We start from the raw sequence: 16,623 nt of genomic DNA, 5'->3' as shown, positions 1-16,623 counted from the left end.
CAGCCGCCGCTCGGAAGAATTTAAGCCATACCCCGCTTCCCCCAGGAGGACGACATGGCAACGCTCAGCCCAGACACCATCGCCCCAGGCACCCTGCGCGGCGTGATGCGCCGTTGGATGACCGGGGTTACCGTCGTCACCGCAGCCGGAACCGACGGGCGGCCGGCGGGCCTGGTCAGCAACAGCTTCACCTCCGTCTCGCTGCAGCCCCCGCTGGTGTCCTGGTGCGCGGACCGGGGATCGAGGGCGATTGCCACCTGGAGCACTACCGAGGCGTTCGCGGTACACGTGCTCGCCGAGTCGGACGCCCATCTGGTGCCGCGCTTCGCCTCACGCGGCGGGGACAAGTTCGCCGGCCTGGCCACCGGGCAGAGCGCCGTCGGGGCACCGTCGCTGGCGATCGCCGGCATCCGCCTCGACTGCAGGCTCTGGGCCCGGTACGACGGCGGGGACCACCTGATCCTGGTCGGGCAGGTCCTGGCGATCGACGGCGCGGACGAGTTCGACCCCCTGACCCTCGAACACCTGAACCGCTGATACACCACCCACAGCCCAACCACTGTCAAAGGAGACACCATGACCCGCTCCATCCTCGACCGCCGCGGCTTCAAGCTCGGACTCTTCTCGGCCAACTGCTCCGGCGGACTGGCCGTCACCAAGATCGACAAGCGCTGGAGCGCCAGCTGGGAGGACAACCTGCGCATGGCCCGCATCGCCGATGAGGCCGGCATCGACTTCCTGCTGCCGATCGCCCGCTGGATCGGCTACAAGGGGGACACCAACTTCCACGGCCACGTGCTCGACCCGATTGTCTGGGCTGCCGGGCTGCTGGCCTCCACGCAGCGGATCTCGGTGTTCTCCACCATCCACACCGCGTTCAACCACCCGCTGGTGACCGCCAAGCAAATGGCCACCCTGGACCAGCTCGGCGGCGGTGGCCGCGCCGGTCTGAACATCGTGGCCGGCTGGAACCAGCCCGAATACAACGCCATGGGCGTGGACATGCCGCAGGAACACGATGCGCGCTACGCCTTCGCCCAGGAATGGTGGGACGTGGTCCGCGAGGCCTGGTCCGAGCAGGGCATCTTCGACCACGATGGCGAGTACTTCCACCTGAAGAACGTCGAGTCGGAACCCAAGCCGGCCGGCGGCCGCGTCCCGGTGCTCAACGCCGGCTCGTCCGGGCAGGGCCGTTCCTTCGCCGCGAAGAACTCGGACTTCGTCTTCACGATCATCCCGGACGCCGAAACCGGCAGCGGCATTGCCGCTGGGCTGAAGCAGCAGGCCCGCACCGAGCACGGCCGGGAGGTCGGGGTCTTCACGCTCGGGCACGTGGTGTGCCGGCCCACCCGGGCCGAGGCCGAGGAGTTCGTGCACTACTACGCGGAAGAGAACGCGGATTGGGGAGCGGTGGACTACCTGATGGGCCTGCAGGGCCTGCACGCCCAGTCCTTCACCCCCGAGATGCTGGCCACGATGCGCTCGCGGTTCGCCTCCGGCCACGGCTCGCTGCCCATCTTCGGCACACCCGACGACGTCGCCGAGGGCATTGCCGCGGTGCACCGGGCAGGCTTCGACGGGATGACGGTGGCGTTCGTGGACTACGCGGATGAATTGCCGTACTTCGCCGAAGAAGTGCTGCCGCGGCTCGAGGCGATGGGCGTGCGGCCCAAGGCCTGAGCTGGAGCACTAGTGACGTCCGTCACGAGACGGTATAGTTGATCGATGCTGCTTGCCGGGAGATCCACATGAGCGTTGTTGCCGAGCACGTCGGGGCGCAGCCGCCGGCCCACCTGCTGGCCGCGCACCCGCTGGCCCGCAGCGCCGATCCGCAGGAAATCCGTGACGCGGTCAATGACCTGACCGCGGAGCACCACCAGCTGATCCTGCACGATGGCCGGCGCCTGGACGGGACCGTCAACGGGCTGCGGCTGGGGGAGCTGAGCCTGGTGCTGGTGGCCTACGGAGCGCAGCTGACCGTGGCCAGCCCGCCCTCGGGCCGTCGCGCGCTGATCGTGTTCCCGCTCGGGCCGATGCTGGTCGAATGCGGCGGGCACAGCTGGATGGCCACCACGCCGTTCGCACTCAGCTCCGACCGGCCCACCCGGATGGAGCCGGACCCGGAATCCGGCGCCTTGGTGGGTGCGGCCGACGTCGGTGTCCTGGAGGCGAGCGTGGCCGGTATCCTCGGGGTCCCGCTGGACGGGCCGCTGGCGCTCTCCGGCGACCGGCCGCTGCAGCTGGCGGCGCCGGACTACGTCACCGCCAGCTGGGTGGGAGCCTGCCGGCAGTTCGACAGCGGCCTGGACGCCGATCCGCTGACGGTCAGGGCGCTGTCCGAATCCCTGCTGGCCTCCGCCGTCGTCGGTCTGGCCCCGCACCTGCAGTTGGCGGTGCGGGGCCATCAGGTCCCGGGCCCGGACTACCTGCGCCAAGCCCGCCGGTACATGGAGCAGCACCACACCGAGCCATTGTCCGTGGAGCAGATCGCCGCCGCCGTCCGGATCAGTCCGCGGCAGCTGCAGGCGGTCTTCACCGAACACTTGGGCACCACGCCGTCGCTGCTGTTGCGGAACATCCGCCTGGACCGCGCACACACGCTGCTGTCCGAACGTTCGACGGCGGAGCGGACAACGGTCGCGGCGGTGGCCACCGGGGTTGGCTTCACCCATCTGGGACGCTTCGCTGCCTACTACACCCAGCAGTTCGGCGAAACCCCGTCGGTGACACTGGCCCGGGCCCGCGGCTAGGCTCTGTGCGCAGCGGGCGAATCCGTCCTTGCATGTCGAGGCCTTCAGGGCTGCTGACCCGGATTAAGCGCCGGCTTTTCCTGCTGGCCGGCGACCTCCGTCTGGCCCCCAGCGTCGAATGACGGCGAAGACGGTTGCGCCTGCAGGAGGTTTGGTTCAGAGGTGGAGGACGTCCGGGCCGCCCAAACCTTCCAGTACGTCGTAGTCGCGATCTCGAGTGGCGACTGGCAGATCGCGGGCCAACGCGGTTGATGCGATCCAGAGGTCGTTCACATTGATGCGGCGTCCTGCCTCCGCCAGCCGGTAGCGCAGCCTTGTCCAATGGCGTGCCGCTTCAGCCGTAACCGGAAGGGTCTGGAACCTGGCGAGGAATTCCCTCGTTTGCAGCCTACGGGCCCGCGTGTCGGTGTCCTTGGCAGCGAGGACTCCGGTATGCAGCTCTCCGAGCGCAATGACGCTGACGTACATTTCTTCGGGCAACGGGGAGGCGTCGAGCCGACGCCCGCTCTCGAGGGCGGCGAACACGCTGGTGTCCAGCAGCGCCCGGTCAGCTGTCACCGGATGGGGCCGAGATCGTCGGTGGTATCGCCGACGAGTTCCTCAAGATCCCGCTTCATGCCCGGATCGGCCAATGGCAACGAGAGCAGCTCTTCCTTGGTCAGGAACGGCTGCAGTTCCGGCCCGGCGGTTCCAGTTTGGCTATGGGGACGCCGTGGCGGGCAATGACGATAACCTCGCCGGCTTGGGCGCGCGCCAGCAGCGATGAGGTCATGTTCCGCAACTCCCGAATTCCCACGGTCGTCATGCTCTGATCGTAGGTCCGATGTGGACTTTCGGGCCGCACCTCGTTTACCTGGCCGAAACAATGCGGTGATGCGGTCTTTACAAACCCGGATTTTCTGTGACCTGCCCGTAACTTTCCACCTCACAGCCTGAAACATGGGTGCGCGAACCTTGATGGACAGCACGGGCAGGGAGGCCGCCCCGGTGCGGTGGGACTGATGGGAAGGGACGCACGGGTGGAGATCACGGCCGGAAACGTCTGGATGATGGTGTCGGCCGGACTGGCCTTGTTCATGACGCCGGGACTGGCCGTCTTCTACGGCGGCATGACCCGGATGAAGGCCGCACTCAACATGATCATGATGAGCGTCGTCTCCGCCGGTATCGTCGGCGTCCTCTGGATCCTGTGGGGCAACTCCATGGCCACCGGCGACGGCGTCGACGGGCTGTTCGGCAATCCGTTCACCAGCTTCGGGCTGGCCAACCTCTCCGGCACCGAGCTGATCCAGGCCGGTTTTGGCGCCACGTTCGCGATCGTCACCGTGGCCCTGATCAGCGGTGCCATTGCCGACCGGGCCAAATTCAGCGCCTGGGCCGCCTTCGTCCCGATCTGGGTCACCCTGGTCTACTGCCCGCTCGCGTACATGGTCTGGGGCGGCGGCCTGCTCAGCCCCGGCGGCGCCCTCAGTTCCATCTTCGGCCAGGTGATCGACTTCGCCGGCGGCACCGTCGTCGAAATCAGCGCAGGCGTCGCCGGGCTGGTCCTGGCCCTGATCGTGGGCCCGCGCCACGGCTTCGGCAAGGATCCGGGGCACCGTCCGCACAACCTTCCGCTGGTCATGATCGGCGCGGCGATCCTGTGGTTTGGCTGGTTCGGCTTCAACGGCGGTGCGGCGACGACGGCCGGGCAGGCCGGACTGATCTGGATCAATACCTTGGCCGCGCCGGCTGCCGCCATGCTCGGCTGGCTGGTCTTGGAGAAGTTCCGCGACGGCCATCCCACCTCCCTGGGGGCCGTCTCCGGCGTCGTTGCCGGTTTGGTCGCGATCACTCCGTCCTGCGCCAATGTCAGCCCGCTGGGTGCGGTGGCCCTGGGGCTGGCCGCCGGAGCCGTGTGCGCCTGGGCCGTGGGCCTGAAGTACAAGTTCGGTTTTGATGATTCGCTTGACGTTGTCGGCGTCCATCTGGTGGCCGGTCTGATCGGCACGTTGGCGCTGGGCTTCATCGCACTGCCGGTGAACGGCGAGGGTGGCGGGCTCTTCTATGGCGGGGGGTTCCAGCAACTGCTGGCGCAGGTTGTCGCCGTCCTCGTCACCGTGGCGCTGACCGCCCTGGTGACCGCCGCCGTCGGCCTGGCCATCCACCGCACCATCGGCTTCCGGGTAAGCCTCGACGACGAAATCGCCGGCGTGGACGTGTCCGAACATGCCGAGACCGCCTACGAATTCGACGGGCTGGGCCAAGGCCATGTGCATCCGGCCTCCCACCAGCTGCAGCGCCCGGAGGGCGTCCAGCAGCGGGAGCAGGAGATGGCTGGCGTCTAAAGCGCTGGTAATGTCCGCTACTGCCCGGTGCCTGACCGCGCCTCGGCCGGCTGCGGGCCGGCCGTGCCGTCAGCCGGATTCTTTCGGGCTTTCGCGGCCCTGCCAAGGTGGTCGTGCCAGGCACGGGCGAGAATGATGAGGTGGGCTCCGGCGAGGGTAATCGCCGGTCCGCCGATGAGCGGGGCCCAGGTACTGCCGTTCGCATGGGCGATCATTTCGACGCCGATGGTCAGGACGAGTGCGGCACCGGCCGTCTCGAGGACAAGGCGGACGGCGGGATAGTGCAGGAGGGTGCGAAAGGGCATCACGGAGAAACTGGATCCTAGAGGGTAGCTGAGCCGCCGGCGTGGCGAAGCGGGGCCCGCCGTGCACACTGCGGGCCCCGCTTCGTCTTCAGGTTATCGCTCTCGAGGGTTCCTGCCGTGAATCCGGCAACTGCTTCAGCGAGTCGCTGTCAGCCTTCGCAGTCCCGGCAGTATTTGGCGCCGTCCTTTTCGCGGGCGACCTGGGACTGGTGGCGGACCAGGAAGCAGGATGCGCAGGTGAATTCGTCCTGCTGCGGCGGGACGATCTGGACGATCAGTTCCTCGCCGGAGAGGTCGGCGCCGGGCAGGTCGATGCCTTCGGCGGTATCGGCGTCCTCGACGTCGATCTGTGCGGTCTGCGCGCCGTGCCGCTGCGACTTCAGTGCCTCGAGCGATTCGTGTCCCTGGTCTTCGTCCTTGGTGCGGGGAGCGTCGTAATCGGTGGCCATCGGTGGGTCTCAAACTCCTGTGGGGTTGTGCCGGACGGTTTGTAAGTGTCCGATCCTAGCTGCCCAACACGGCCAGGCACAGGCTTATTCCCGCTCCGAGCGGGCTGCTCCGGTTATTTGCGCCTGCGGCGCCTCGTGATGACCGCGACCTGTTTCCCGCGACAGTACCGGCCGTAACGGTCCAATAACGCGGGGACCTTAGGGTTCAGGCGTTGGGACGCCGTCTCCGGCACAGCCCCGAACGCAAGGACGGATCATGACCACATCGGTTTTCGGCCCCGAGGTCGACGACGCCTTCAGGCAATCACATACAGCCCGGCAGCACAGCGTTGCGGCCGCCGGCGGGCACCGGCAGATACCGGTGCCGTTCCCCTCGCCGCAGGACTGGCGGGATGTCTGGATCTACCAGATACTGACCGACCGCTTCCACAACCCCCAGGCCCAGCCGCGTCGGAACTGGGACGACACCACCGAAGACTTCCAGGGCGGAACGCTGAACGGGGTCCGCGACAAGCTCGACTACCTGCAGGAACTGGGCGTCGGGGCACTGTGGCTCTCGCCGGTCCAGATGAACTGCCGCTACCGCCGGACGTACCACGGGTACGGGATCCAGAACTTCCTCCAGATCGATCCGCGCCTGGCGTCCGACCCCGTTGCCGCCCAGCATGACCCCGGTCTGGCCGAGCGCGAGTTGGGCGAGCTGGTGGATGCAGCCCATGCCCGCGGCCTGTATGTCATTTTCGACGTGGTACTCAACCATGCGGGCGACGTCTTCGAATACGTCCGGGACGGCAACAGCGGCACGTCGGAGGCGCCCTTCAGCGATGTTCCCTATCCGGTCCGGTGGCGGGACGAAAACGGGCAGGGCCGGGCCGACTGGCCGGATGCCGCCGGAGCCACCGGTGCCTCTCCCGCCGGACTGGTGTGGCCGCACGAACTGCAGGGCAACAACTACTTCCGCCGGCAGGGTCTGATGAAGGGAGAGGGCGACGGCGACTTCGCATCCTTGAAGGAGTTCGCCACCGAGCGCTCGGAGTTCCTCCGCAATGTCCTGATCCGGGCCCACCAATACCTGATCGCCAAGTTCGACGCCGACGGGTTCCGGATCGACACCCTCAAGTTCATCGAACCGGAATTCGCACGGGTATTCGGCAACGCCATCCGGGAATATGCACTGAGCATCGGCAAGCAGAACTTCTTCACCTTCGGCGAGATCTGGGACAGCGAGGAAAAGATCGCCGCGTACATCGGCCGGAATACCGCCAGCGATTCGTCGGATCTCATCGGCGTCGACGCCGCCCTGGATTTCCCGCTGTTCTACGCGCTGCCGTGGGTGGCCAAGGGGCTGCAGCCGCCCTCCGCGCTCGCAGACCTGTATGCGCACCGAAAGGAGGTGCAGCGCGGGATCCTGAGCTCGCACGGCGATGCCGGGAGGTTCTTCGTGACTTTCCTGGACAACCACGACCAGCACCAGCGGCTGTATTTCACCGGTCCCGGCGATCCGCACCGGTTCGATGACCAGCTCACCCTGGCCGTCGGCTGCCTGTTCGCCCTGCAGGGGATTCCCTGCCTCTATTACGGGACCGAGCAGGGGCTGAACGGGGCCGGCGGTGTCCTGGAGGCCGTGCGGGAAGCCCTCTGGGGAAGGCCCGGTGCGTTCGACCCCGGTCATGCCTTCTACCAGAGCATCCGGCGGCTGGCCCTGGTCCGCCGGGCCCAACCGGCACTGCGGTATGGACGGCAGTATTTCCGTCCCGTGTCCGGCAACGGCCGGGATTTCGGCATCTCGGAGTTCGCCGGCGGCATTGTCTCCTTTTCGCGGATCCTCAACGACACGGAGATCGTTGTGGCGGCCAATACCAACACCTCGGAGGCCTGGACCGGGCACGTGCTGGTCGACAGCACGCTGAATCCGGCGGGCAGTACCTTCGCGGACCTGTTCACGAACAAGCCGGCGCCCGGCGCACCGGCACAGGTGGCGGTCAGCGGCGGACTGGCGTCGGTGCCCCTGCGGTTGCAGCCGATGGAAATCCGGCTGCTGGCGCGCGCCTAAGCAGCAGGCCGCAGATACGGGCCCGGACCAGGGCAGACCGAGTCAGCTACTGGGCCGACGCCCTGCCGTTGCGGTGCCGCCCGTTGTCCTTCTTCTCCTCCAGCGGTTCCGGGTGCGCGAAGGCCTCGGCCAGGACCGGCGCGGTCAGTTCCACCTGCCAGTGCCGTGCGCCCAGCTCTGCCAGGCTGGCGGCCACCGATTCCACCGTGATGTCGGCCGGGGGCCGCCAGGCGGCCCGGCGCAGGTAGTCCGGGGTCAGCAGGTTCTCCACCGGCATGCCCAGCTGCTCGGCCAAGGCGGCCATCCGCGGCCTGGCGGTCTGCAGGCGCGCAGCTGCCTCGGGGTCCTTCTCCGCCCAGACACGCGGCGGTGGCGGGGCGTTGGTGGCCGTCTGCAGCGGCGGCAGGTCGGTGCTCAGGCGGGCGGCGGCGATGCAGCGCAGCCAGCGCGGGGCCTCACGCTTGGCGGCACGGCCGTGGAATCCGTTGGTGGCCAGCAGTTGCGGCACCGTCTGGGGCATCGCCCGTGCGGCGGCCACGATGGCGGAGTCCGGAATGAGGCGGCCCGGGGCGACGTCGCGCTTTTCGGCCAGCTGCTCGCGTTCGATCCACAGTTCGCGGGCCGCGGCCAGCTGGCGCTGGTCGCGGATCTGGTGCAGGCCGGAGGTGCGCCGCCACGGATCGGTACGGGATGGTGCCGGGGGAGCGGTGCGCAGGGCATCGAATTCCTCTTCGGCGTAGCCGAGCTTGCCGTCCGCTTCCAGTTTGGCGATCAAGGCTTCGCGCAGTTCGGCCAGCACCTCGACGTCGAGGGCGGCGTAGCGCAGCCACGGTTCGGGCAGCGGCCGGGTGGACCAGTCCGCCGCCGAGTGCTCCTTGGCCAGGGTGAAACCGAGCAGGTTCTCGATCACAGCGGCCAGCCCCACTCGCGGCAGGCCGGCCAGGCGCGCGGCCAGTTCGGTGTCGAAAAGCTTGTCCGGGTTCATCCCGAGCTCGCGCAGGCAGGGCAGATCCTGGGTGGCCGCATGCAGGATCCATTCGACGCCGCGCAGGGCTTCATCAATGATCGCAAGGTTTCCGAACGGCTCGGGATCGATCAGCCAGGTGCCTGCACCTTCGCGCCGGATCTGGACCAGGAAGGCCCGCTGTCCGTAGCGGAACCCGGAGGCGCGCTCGGCGTCCAGGGCTGCCGGACCGGTGCCTGCGGCCAGCGCGGCGGCGGCGCGCTCAAGGCCGCTCGGCGTGTTGATTACCAGTGGGACACCGTCCCGCGGTTCGGCGAGCAGGACCAGGGCCGGCTCCGACGCCGGATCCGCGGCCTGGGCGCTTTCACCCGCTCCGCCGTTGGTGCTGTGGGCAGGAGAATCCGAAGTCAGAGAGGTCATGGTCCCTCCAGTTTAAGCCCTTTGGCCACCGATACCCGCGCGGGCCGCACCGCTGACTTCCGCAACCGGCCGCCAAGTGCCAGAGTCGGATTATGGACGGGCAACACGGGCAACACGGGCGGCTGCAGCTGACGCTGACCTGCCTTGTCGAGGCGCCGCGGGAGCGCGTCTTCGCCATGCTGACAACACCGGCCGGGCTGGCGGAATGGTGGGGGCCGCACGGCTTCAGCACACCGGAAATCGAGCTGGAGCTGAAAGTTGGCGGCCACTTCCGGTTGGCGATGCAGCCGCCCGAGGGCGAGCTGTTCCACCTCTCGGGTGAATTCATCGAGCTGGTCCCGCCGCGGCGCCTAGGCTACACGTTCCGCTGGGACGAACCCACGCCCGATGACCGGGAAACGGTGGTCACGCTCGTCCTGGACGCCGTCGGCGGTTCAACGCGAATCAGCTTGGTGCAGGGTGCGTTTGCCAGCGAGGAACGGCTCGCGCTGCACCGCGACGGCTGGACGGAGAGCTTCGACAAGCTGCGCCGGGCCCTCGCGGCCGGGCCGCGAGGCTAGTTCCGCCGCCGATTGGGCAGGGACAGCACGCCGTCCGGCAGCGGCGGCAGCCCGGCGAAGGTGCACACCATCTCGGACCAGGCCTCCAAATGGGCCTGGACGTCCGCCGAATCCGGGGTCCAGGATGCCCGCAGTTCGATATTGACCGCGTCCTGGCTGCCGGCCATGGTGCCAAAGCTCTGGGACAGAATGCGGGTGGCCGTGCCACCGGCATTGTGGTAGCCGGTGCAGTGGTTTTCCAGCGCTTCCACCAGCCACGCCCAGGCCACCGAACCGAGCAGTTCATCCTTGCCGATGTCCGCCTCGAGTTCGGCCCGGATGTAGGTGACGATCCGGAAGTCGCCGCCCCAGACCTCCTGGCCCTGCGGGTCATAGAGCAGGATAAACCGCCCGGTGGCAAGCTCCGTGTCCGGGTCCCCGGCCAGCCCGGTGGCGCTGCCGGTGACCACGGCTTCGAGTGCCACCGCATATGGGGCGAGCTTGGACGGCGCCGGCAATTCGGCGAGATTGAGCTCCGGGCGGCACTGCGCCCGGCGCAGTGCCGCCAATGCTGTCAGGAAGGCTGCGGGGGCCGCGCTCAGGTCACCGGTCGAACTCACTGAGCCAGCTTAGGCTGGGGGCCGCGGACACGGCGGCAGGCTCGCCGGTCACGGCCGGGGCATTCCCGGACGGCTCACCGGGCACCCCCGGCAAGCTCTTCGCGGATGGCTGCGGCGAACGCGTCCACGTCCGCTTCGGTGGTGTCGAAGGAGCACATCCAGCGGACCTCGCCCGTGGCCGCGTTCCAGTCATAGAACCGGAACTTTCCGCGCAGCCGGTCCGCGCAGCCGGGCGGCAGCGCGGCAAAGACGGCATTGGACTCGGTGGCCTGGGTCAGGGTGACGCCGTCGATATCCTCCACTGCGGCGCGCAGCCGGGACGCCATGGCGTTGGCGTGCGAGGCCGAGCGCAGCCACAGGTCGCCCTCATAGAGGGCCACCAGCTGGGCCGAGACGAAACGCATCTTCGAGGCCAGCTGCATGTTCATCTTGCGCAGGTACTTCAGCGACTCGGCGGTCTGCGGGTCGAAGACCACAACGGCTTCACCGAACATCAGCCCGTTCTTGGTGCCGCCCAGGCTGACCACATCCACTCCCGCGTCCCGGGTGAACGCGTGCAGCGGCACACCAAGGGCGGCCGCGGCGTTGGACAGGCGGGCGCCGTCCATGTGTAGTTTCATGCCGCGGCCGTGGACGTGGTCGGCAATGGCCCGGATCTCCTCGACCGTGTACAGGGTTCCCAGCTCGGTGCTCTGGGTGATCGAGACCGCCAGCGGCTGGGCGCGGTGTTCGTCGCCCCAGCCCCAGGCCTCGCGGTCGATCAGCCCGGGCGTGAGCTTGCCGTCCCCGGTGGGCACGGCCAGCAGCTTGATGCCGCCTACGCGCTCCGGGGCGCCGTTCTCGTCCACATTGATGTGGGCGGTGGCGGCGCAGACCACGGCTCCCCAACGTGGCAGCAGGGACATCAGGGCGGTCACGTTTGCCCCGGTGCCGTTGAATACCGGGAAGGCCTGCGCCCCGGTGCCGAAGTGGCCGGTCACGACTTCCTGCAGCCGGGCGGTGTAGTCGTCCTCGCCGTAGGAGATCTGGTGTCCGCCATTGGCGGCGGCAAGGGCCTGCAGGATTTCCGGGTGCACGCCGGAGTAGTTATCCGAGGCGAAGCCGCGCCGGCCGGTATCGTGCAGTGGGGCAGATGTCATCGAAGTCACGGTTGGATTGGTCACGGTCCCAGTATTCCTCAGGCCAGCTTACGCCGGCTTCCGTTCAGCTCGGCGGCGTCGGTGGTGAACAGGTCCCGGACCGCCGCGGCCAGGGTTTCGACGTCGGTAAAGCCGGCGAAGCTGCGCTCCGGTTCGGCGGCCCGCATGCCGTCGTCCACCAGTGCCTTGACCACAAAGACGACGGCGGCCGAGTGCAGGGCGCCCGGCTCGGCGGCTTCCCCGGCTTTGGTCTGGTCCTGGCGGAAGCCCTGCGCGACGGCGCGCATCCAAGTCTCCGCCGCCGCCTTCACCGCGGCGTAGTTGGCGCCGCCGGCGGTGGGCGAATCCACCGCGGTGGCGGAGACGATCGCGGCCCGTCCGCGCGGCGAGGCAGCCAGGTCCGGATAGAAGGTCCGGGTGGTATTGCGCAGGGTGGTCATGATGCCGTGGTGCAGGAAGTCCCAGTCCTGGTCGGATTGGCCGCCCAGTCCGCCGCCGCCGCGCCAGCCGCCGACCAGGTGGATCAGCCCGTCCACCGGGCCCTGCTCGGCGCGCACGGCCGTCGCCAGGGCCGACACCGCGCCGGGATCGGCCAGGTCGCAGGTGTAGGTGGCCACGGCAGGATCTGCCGTGCCGGCGGGGGCAAAGGCCTTCGCGAGGCGTTCCGGATTGCTGCCGACGGCGACGACGGCGGCACCGGCTGCGGTGAGCGCTCCCGCCACCGCCTGGCCGGAGGCACTGGCCGCGCCGGCCACGACTACGCGCAGCCCGTCCAGCGGCCCGTTCATGCGGCCGCGCCCGTACCGGCGGTACCCATGCCGTTGCCGGCTGTCCTGCCGGCTGTCCTGCCGGTGATGCCGGCGGTGGACTCGATCACCGGGCGCAGCTTCTTCGCCAGCGCTTCGTAGAACATGGACAGCGGGAACTCGTCATCCAGGACCAGGTCCGTCAGCTCGCGGGGCGGGCCAGCCAGCGGCAGGGCATCGGGCCCCTTGGCCCAGACCGAGGCCGGGTGCGGGGTGAGCGTCCGCGTGAGCAGCTGGTAGGCGGCCAGCCAGTGGGCCGTCTTCGGCCGGTCGATCGAGCGCCAGTAGAGCTCCTCGATTTCGTGGCCGAGGGCAACCACGACGTCCGGCACGGATTCCCAGTCGAGGCTGAGCTTGCCGTCTGTCCAGTGCAGCACATGGTGCTGGTGCAGCCAGGCGAACAGCAGCTGCCCGCCGAGGCCGTCGTAATTGCGCACCCGCTTGCCGGTGACGGCGAAACGGAAAATGCGGTCGAAGATCACCGCATACTGGACCAGTACGGCGTGCCGGCGGGCCGCCTCCGGGGCGCCGGCGTCGTGCTGGATGCGCACGGACTCGCGGAACGCCGTCAGGTCGCAGCGCAACTCTTCCAAGGAGTAGAGGAAGTATGGCATGCGCTGCCTGATCATGAACGGATCGAAGGGCAGGTCCCCGCGCATGTGGGTGCGGTCGTGGATCAGGTCCCACATCACGAAGGTTTCCTCGGCCAGCTGCTGGTCCTCCAGCAGTGCGGCGGCCTCCTCCGGCAGTTCGAGCGAGGTGATCTGTGCGGCGGCACGCAGCACCCGGCGGAAGCGGGCAGCCTCCCGGTCGGCGAAAATGGCGCCCCAGGTGAAGGCAGGCGTTTCGCGCATGGCCACGGTCTCCGGGAACAGCACCGCGGAGTTGGTGTCGTAGCCGGCGGTGAAGTCGAGGAAGCGGATGGGCACGAAAAGCTTGTTCGAGTAGTCTCCGGCCTCCAGCCCGGCGACGAACTCCGGCCAGATGACCTCCACCAGCACGGCTTCCAGGAGCCGGTCCGGGCTGCCGTTCTGGGTGTACATCGGGAAGACCACCAGGTGTACCAGGCCGTCCTGCCGGACCAGCTGGGGCTGGAACGCGTTGAGCGAGTCCAGGAAGTCCGGGACGCCGAACCCCGCTCCGGCCCAGCGGCGGAAGTCTGCCGCCAGCGCGGCCAGGTAGGCCGCGTCGTGCGGCAGCAGGGGGGCGAACTCCTCGACCGCGGCGACGATGGTGCCCGCATGTCCGGCGGCGGCAGGACGGTTTGCCGGATCCGGCACGGAGCCGTCGGCGGCCTGCAGCAGCCGCAGGGCGGTGGCGGCGGCCTTCAAGCGCAGCCACGCCGGATGCGCGGCCAGGCTGGCGGTTGCGGGAACAAACCGGGAGCGTGCGTCGGCGGTGCCGGAACCGTCGGCGGTGATGGTCATTGTGTCCTGCCTTTCATAGGCGCAGCGGTGGACTTGCTGATGCTGCGAGCGTAGCAATACAAAAGGACTGCTTATTCCAAATGACCTGTTTCATTAGCAAGTCTAATGCTTCGGGCGAACGGCGGTGGAGATGGCGAAGCCCGGCTCGCGGTGGCCGGGCTTCGCTGTCCTGCGCAGGAGCTTCTGCTGTCGGGGTCCTATTCGTCGGCGGGGACCAGGGTCAACGAGACGGAGTTGATGCAATAGCGCTGGTCCGTGGGGGTGGGGTAGCCCTCGCCCTCAAAGACGTGGCCCAGGTGCGAATCACACGCGGCGCAGCGGACCTCGATGCGTTCCATCCCCAGGGTGCCGTCCCGCAGGTAGCGGACCCGGCCCTCGGCCAGCGGGGCGAAAAAGGAGGGCCAGCCGCAGTGCGAGTCGAACTTTTCCTTGCTGGTGAACAGTTCGGCGCCGCAGGCCCGGCACTTATAGACACCGGCCGCATGGCTGTCCCAGTACTTGCCGGTGTAGGGGCGTTCGGTGCCGGCCTGGCGCAGCACGTGGTACTCCTCGGGAGTCAGCTCGCGGCGCCATTCCTCGTCGCTCTTGGTGACGGTGGCCGGGGTGCTTGCTTCGCTCTTCTCGCTCATGCTCTCTTCAACGCTCACGAGTCCCCAATGTATCCCGTGCCGGAATACAGATGCAGCACCGGGACCCCCAGCTTCTCCTGGGCACGGTTGGCCCAATCCCGGTGGAAGGTGTCCTCCATCGCGTGCGGCGTGGTGATGACCACCGCACGGTCGACGTTATGGTTCTTGACGTAGTCCACCAGGGCGGTGACGCCGTCGTCGTCCACCACCTCCACGGTGCCGGACAGGCCGGCCTGGGCCAGCACGTCCACGGACAGCCGCTGTGCCTCATCCGCCGCCAGCTGAGCCTCTGCCGGCTTGGGCTGGCCATGGAGCAGGTCCCGGAACGCCCTGCCCACCTCCAGCAGGCTCAGCCGGTCCAGGAAGTCCAGCAGCAGGTTGCGCCGGGTGTCGGCAGGGATCAGAACCGTGAACACCGTATCGTCGGCTGCCAGCAGCCGCAGGTTCTGTGTATCGGCATCGTTCAGCGGCTCTTCGGTGAGGACCACGACCGTTTCGCTCATGCGCTCAGATTAGCCAGCAGGATCGTCCCGGGACAACAGGCGCGGCCTGCCGGGCACCGGCAGAAGGCGGGCACCGTGATGGGGTATGAATAGTCCTATGGACGTCTTGCGTGCACCTTCAGCAGAGGCCGGAACGGCGGCGGACGGCGGAACCCGGACGGTGCCATGGGCCCGGTGGGCGCTGCTCGGCGCCGCCGGCGGGGCGGCCGCAGGCTCGCTGGTGGCTGGGGCCACCTCCGGACTCGCCTCCTATTTCGCCCGCCAGGTGCTCACTCCGGTCCGGGAGCGGCCGCAGGATCTGGCCATCCTCGCCGTCGTCGGCTCCGGGCCGGACCGGGAAATCATCCTGCCCGCCACCGCGGAAACCACCGCGCCCGGGGTCTACAGCGTGTATTTCGACGCCGGCGCGGGGCACGCCCGGGTCGGTGAAGTGACCTCCTACTCGCCGCGCGAGGGCACGGTGCAGCGCAAGGTCGAGCGTGTCTACTCCGGCGATCTGGCCCGCGCCGTACGCGGCTGGTGGGGCGGCTCGGCCTACCCGGATCCCGCAGCCCTCGGCCTGGCCGCCGACGAGGTGCGGATCGCAGTCGAAGGCGGCGACGCGCCGGCATGGCTGGTCCCGGCGGCCCAGGAGGCGCGCACCTGGGCGATCATGGTCCACGGACGCGGGGCCACCCGGACCGAGGGCCTGCGCGCCGTGCATACTGCCCGCAGCCTGGGCCTGGCCTCCCTGCTCATTTCCTACCGCAACGACGGCGAGGCCCCGCACGCGCCGGACCGGCGCTACGGGCTGGGACTGACCGAGTGGCGCGACGTGGAGGCGGCCATCGGCTACGCATTGGCGCAGGGGACCGAGGACGTGGTGCTGTTCGGCTGGTCGATGGGGGCCGCGGTGAGCCTGCAGGCGGCGGACCAGTCCGTCTACCGGGACAGGATCCGGGCGCTGGTGCTGGATGCGCCGGTGATCAACTGGGTGGACGTGCTGGCGTACCAGGCGAAGCTGAACCGGATTCCGGAGACCGTCGGCCGCTTCTCTCAGTGGCTGATTTCCAACCGGGCCGGCCGGGTGGTGACCGGGCTGGCCGCGCCGGTGGACCTGAAACTGCTGGACTGGGTTGCCCGGTCGGACCACTTGGCCGTGCCGACCCTGATCCTGCACAGCGAGCATGACGATTTTGTTCCGTACGGGCCGTCCGCGGAACTGGCCGAACGCAATCCCGGGCTGGTCACCTTCGAGCGGTTCTCCAGCCCGGGGCACACCAAGGAGTGGAATGCCGAGCCGGAGCACTGGGAGCGTGCGGTGACCGGCTGGCTGTCCCGGGTGCTGGCACTGCCGGCCGGTTAGGTCCGCCCGCCCGGCCCGGCGCGAAGCCTCCCGGTCCGGCCCTGCCCGGTGCCAGCCCCCGCCCCCGCCCCGCCCGGCCCGGCGGTTCCCCCGCCCCCACGTTTACGCTTCAACTTCTGCAAATCCCCAAGTCAACGGGATGCTTGAAGTGTAAAGCTGTACACGGAGGTCCGAGAGTGGGCACGGAGGCACGGGGGCACCGGGCCGGCCCAAGGACCGGGCGTCCGGCCATCGCGGAAGCGGCCTGGGCGGGCCCCGCCGCTGGATCCGGATCGGCTCGTTTCCGCCGCCCGGCCCGGACCGGCGCGGCCGGCCGGCCACCCATGTTTACCCTTCAACCTTTGCAT

18 protein-coding genes are annotated in these 16,623 nt (G+C 68.7%); 7 read left to right on the top strand and 11 right to left on the bottom strand.

Translation table 11 applies throughout. From position 1 onward, the window contains the following. Positions 1–54: 54 nt before the first annotated feature. From LVY72_RS19875 to LVY72_RS19865, 3 genes are all read left to right on the top strand, one after another. The gene (locus tag LVY72_RS19875; RefSeq protein WP_237825720.1) at positions 55–537 is read left to right on the top strand and encodes a flavin reductase family protein; all 483 of its coding nucleotides are present in this window, start codon (positions 55–57) and stop codon (positions 535–537) included. A 39-nt stretch (positions 538–576) separates the two neighbouring features. Continuing rightward, the gene (locus LVY72_RS19870) at positions 577–1,680 is read left to right on the top strand and encodes an LLM class flavin-dependent oxidoreductase (RefSeq protein ID WP_237825719.1); all 1,104 of its coding nucleotides are present in this window, start codon (positions 577–579) and stop codon (positions 1,678–1,680) included. Positions 1,681–1,748: 68 nt separating this feature from the next. Next, positions 1,749–2,750, top strand: a complete 1,002-nt coding sequence (locus LVY72_RS19865; protein ID WP_237825717.1) for an AraC family transcriptional regulator — start codon at positions 1,749–1,751, stop codon at positions 2,748–2,750. Positions 2,751–2,906: 156 nt separating this feature from the next. Here LVY72_RS19865 and LVY72_RS19860 read toward each other — a convergent pair whose 3' ends face one another. Both LVY72_RS19860 and LVY72_RS19855 read right to left on the bottom strand, forming a co-directional pair. Next, positions 2,907–3,308, bottom strand: coding sequence for a type II toxin-antitoxin system VapC family toxin (locus LVY72_RS19860; protein WP_237825716.1), 402 nt, complete (start codon positions 3,306–3,308; stop codon positions 2,907–2,909). A 100-nt stretch (positions 3,309–3,408) separates the two neighbouring features. Then, positions 3,409–3,555 (bottom strand): type II toxin-antitoxin system Phd/YefM family antitoxin, encoded by a 147-nt coding sequence (locus LVY72_RS19855; protein WP_237825714.1) that lies wholly within the window; start codon positions 3,553–3,555, stop codon positions 3,409–3,411. Between the two features lie 196 nt (positions 3,556–3,751). Between LVY72_RS19855 and LVY72_RS19850 the strand changes: the two genes are divergently transcribed. Beyond that, the gene (locus LVY72_RS19850; protein WP_237825712.1) at positions 3,752–5,077 is read left to right on the top strand and encodes an ammonium transporter; all 1,326 of its coding nucleotides are present in this window, start codon (positions 3,752–3,754) and stop codon (positions 5,075–5,077) included. 17 nt (positions 5,078–5,094) lie between these two features. On the opposite strand, the gene LVY72_RS19845 is transcribed toward LVY72_RS19850, so the two are convergent. Together LVY72_RS19845 and LVY72_RS19840 are read right to left on the bottom strand one after the other, a co-directional pair. Continuing rightward, the gene (locus LVY72_RS19845; protein WP_237825710.1) at positions 5,095–5,382 is read right to left on the bottom strand and encodes a hypothetical protein; all 288 of its coding nucleotides are present in this window, start codon (positions 5,380–5,382) and stop codon (positions 5,095–5,097) included. A 149-nt stretch (positions 5,383–5,531) separates the two neighbouring features. Next, the gene (locus LVY72_RS19840) at positions 5,532–5,831 is read right to left on the bottom strand and encodes a DUF4193 domain-containing protein (RefSeq protein WP_237825708.1); all 300 of its coding nucleotides are present in this window, start codon (positions 5,829–5,831) and stop codon (positions 5,532–5,534) included. Between the two features lie 256 nt (positions 5,832–6,087). Here LVY72_RS19840 and LVY72_RS19835 point away from each other — a divergent pair, with 256 nt between their 5' ends. Next, positions 6,088–7,884 carry an alpha-amylase family glycosyl hydrolase gene (locus tag LVY72_RS19835; RefSeq protein ID WP_237825706.1) on the top strand — a complete coding sequence of 599 codons (1,797 nt, stop codon included), beginning with the start codon at positions 6,088–6,090 and terminating at the stop codon, positions 7,882–7,884. Positions 7,885–7,930: 46 nt separating this feature from the next. Here LVY72_RS19835 and LVY72_RS19830 read toward each other — a convergent pair whose 3' ends face one another. After that, positions 7,931–9,268 carry an HRDC domain-containing protein gene (locus tag LVY72_RS19830; protein ID WP_237825698.1) on the bottom strand — a complete coding sequence of 446 codons (1,338 nt, stop codon included), beginning with the start codon at positions 9,266–9,268 and terminating at the stop codon, positions 7,931–7,933. A 92-nt stretch (positions 9,269–9,360) separates the two neighbouring features. On the opposite strand from LVY72_RS19830, the gene LVY72_RS19825 reads away from it, so the two are divergent. Further along, positions 9,361–9,828 (top strand): SRPBCC family protein, encoded by a 468-nt coding sequence (locus LVY72_RS19825; protein WP_237825691.1) that lies wholly within the window; start codon positions 9,361–9,363, stop codon positions 9,826–9,828. On the opposite strand, the gene LVY72_RS19820 is transcribed toward LVY72_RS19825, so the two are convergent. The 6 genes from LVY72_RS19820 to LVY72_RS19795 all read right to left on the bottom strand — a co-directional run bounded on the left by LVY72_RS19820 (position 9,825) and on the right by LVY72_RS19795 (position 14,931). Further along, the gene (locus tag LVY72_RS19820) at positions 9,825–10,427 is read right to left on the bottom strand and encodes a DUF3000 domain-containing protein (protein ID WP_237825689.1); all 603 of its coding nucleotides are present in this window, start codon (positions 10,425–10,427) and stop codon (positions 9,825–9,827) included. The two genes, LVY72_RS19825 and LVY72_RS19820, sit on opposite strands and share 4 nt — an antisense overlap. A 74-nt stretch (positions 10,428–10,501) precedes the next feature. Then, positions 10,502–11,566, bottom strand: coding sequence for a threonine aldolase family protein (locus LVY72_RS19815; protein WP_237825860.1), 1,065 nt, complete (start codon positions 11,564–11,566; stop codon positions 10,502–10,504). 38 nt (positions 11,567–11,604) lie between these two features. Beyond that, on the bottom strand, positions 11,605–12,354 hold the full coding sequence (locus tag LVY72_RS19810; protein ID WP_237825687.1) for an SDR family NAD(P)-dependent oxidoreductase: 750 nt from the start codon (positions 12,352–12,354) through the stop codon (positions 11,605–11,607). Further along, positions 12,351–13,799, bottom strand: coding sequence for a DUF6421 family protein (locus tag LVY72_RS19805; protein WP_237825680.1), 1,449 nt, complete (start codon positions 13,797–13,799; stop codon positions 12,351–12,353). The genes LVY72_RS19810 and LVY72_RS19805 overlap by 4 nt, the downstream gene beginning before the upstream one ends. A gap of 197 nt (positions 13,800–13,996) precedes the next feature. Then, positions 13,997–14,428, bottom strand: coding sequence for a peptide-methionine (R)-S-oxide reductase MsrB (gene msrB / locus LVY72_RS19800; protein ID WP_237825859.1), 432 nt, complete (start codon positions 14,426–14,428; stop codon positions 13,997–13,999). A 14-nt stretch (positions 14,429–14,442) separates the two neighbouring features. Beyond that, positions 14,443–14,931, bottom strand: coding sequence for a hypothetical protein (locus LVY72_RS19795; protein ID WP_237825672.1), 489 nt, complete (start codon positions 14,929–14,931; stop codon positions 14,443–14,445). A gap of 97 nt (positions 14,932–15,028) precedes the next feature. On the opposite strand from LVY72_RS19795, the gene LVY72_RS19790 reads away from it, so the two are divergent. After that, positions 15,029–16,276: an alpha/beta hydrolase family protein gene (locus LVY72_RS19790; protein ID WP_237825670.1), complete on the top strand. Its 1,248-nt coding sequence runs from the start codon at positions 15,029–15,031 to the stop codon at positions 16,274–16,276. Positions 16,277–16,623 lie beyond the last annotated feature (347 nt).

This window comes from Arthrobacter hankyongi (genome assembly GCF_022012395.1).
GTDB classification, from domain to species: Bacteria; Actinomycetota; Actinomycetes; order Actinomycetales; family Micrococcaceae; genus Crystallibacter; species Crystallibacter hankyongi.
Note: the sequence above shows the minus strand (reverse complement) of the source record. Positions and strands in the feature narration are given on the sequence as shown.

Excerpts from the sequence above, each read along its gene's own strand:
- LVY72_RS19825 (WP_237825691.1), top strand. The coding sequence starts at position 9,361 with ATGGACGGGCAACACGGGCAACACGGGCGGCTGCAGCTGACGCTGACC.
- LVY72_RS19835 (WP_237825706.1), top strand. The coding sequence starts at position 6,088 with ATGACCACATCGGTTTTCGGCCCCGAGGTCGACGACGCCTTCAGGCAA.
- LVY72_RS19855 (WP_237825714.1), bottom strand. The coding sequence starts at position 3,555 with ATGACGACCGTGGGAATTCGGGAGTTGCGGAACATGACCTCATCGCTG.
- LVY72_RS19845 (WP_237825710.1), bottom strand. The coding sequence starts at position 5,382 with ATGCCCTTTCGCACCCTCCTGCACTATCCCGCCGTCCGCCTTGTCCTC.
- LVY72_RS19795 (WP_237825672.1), bottom strand. The coding sequence starts at position 14,931 with ATGAGCGAAACGGTCGTGGTCCTCACCGAAGAGCCGCTGAACGATGCC.
- LVY72_RS19805 (WP_237825680.1), bottom strand. The coding sequence starts at position 13,799 with ATGACCATCACCGCCGACGGTTCCGGCACCGCCGACGCACGCTCCCGG.
- LVY72_RS19875 (WP_237825720.1), top strand. The coding sequence starts at position 55 with ATGGCAACGCTCAGCCCAGACACCATCGCCCCAGGCACCCTGCGCGGC.
- LVY72_RS19815 (WP_237825860.1), bottom strand. The coding sequence starts at position 11,566 with ATGACATCTGCCCCACTGCACGATACCGGCCGGCGCGGCTTCGCCTCG.
- LVY72_RS19810 (WP_237825687.1), bottom strand. The coding sequence starts at position 12,354 with ATGAACGGGCCGCTGGACGGGCTGCGCGTAGTCGTGGCCGGCGCGGCC.
- LVY72_RS19840 (WP_237825708.1), bottom strand. The coding sequence starts at position 5,831 with ATGGCCACCGATTACGACGCTCCCCGCACCAAGGACGAAGACCAGGGA.
- LVY72_RS19830 (WP_237825698.1), bottom strand. The coding sequence starts at position 9,268 with ATGACCTCTCTGACTTCGGATTCTCCTGCCCACAGCACCAACGGCGGA.
- LVY72_RS19870 (WP_237825719.1), top strand. The coding sequence starts at position 577 with ATGACCCGCTCCATCCTCGACCGCCGCGGCTTCAAGCTCGGACTCTTC.
- LVY72_RS19790 (WP_237825670.1), top strand. The coding sequence starts at position 15,029 with ATGGACGTCTTGCGTGCACCTTCAGCAGAGGCCGGAACGGCGGCGGAC.
- msrB (WP_237825859.1), bottom strand. The coding sequence starts at position 14,428 with ATGAGCGAGAAGAGCGAAGCAAGCACCCCGGCCACCGTCACCAAGAGC.
- LVY72_RS19850 (WP_237825712.1), top strand. The coding sequence starts at position 3,752 with ATGGGAAGGGACGCACGGGTGGAGATCACGGCCGGAAACGTCTGGATG.
- LVY72_RS19865 (WP_237825717.1), top strand. The coding sequence starts at position 1,749 with ATGAGCGTTGTTGCCGAGCACGTCGGGGCGCAGCCGCCGGCCCACCTG.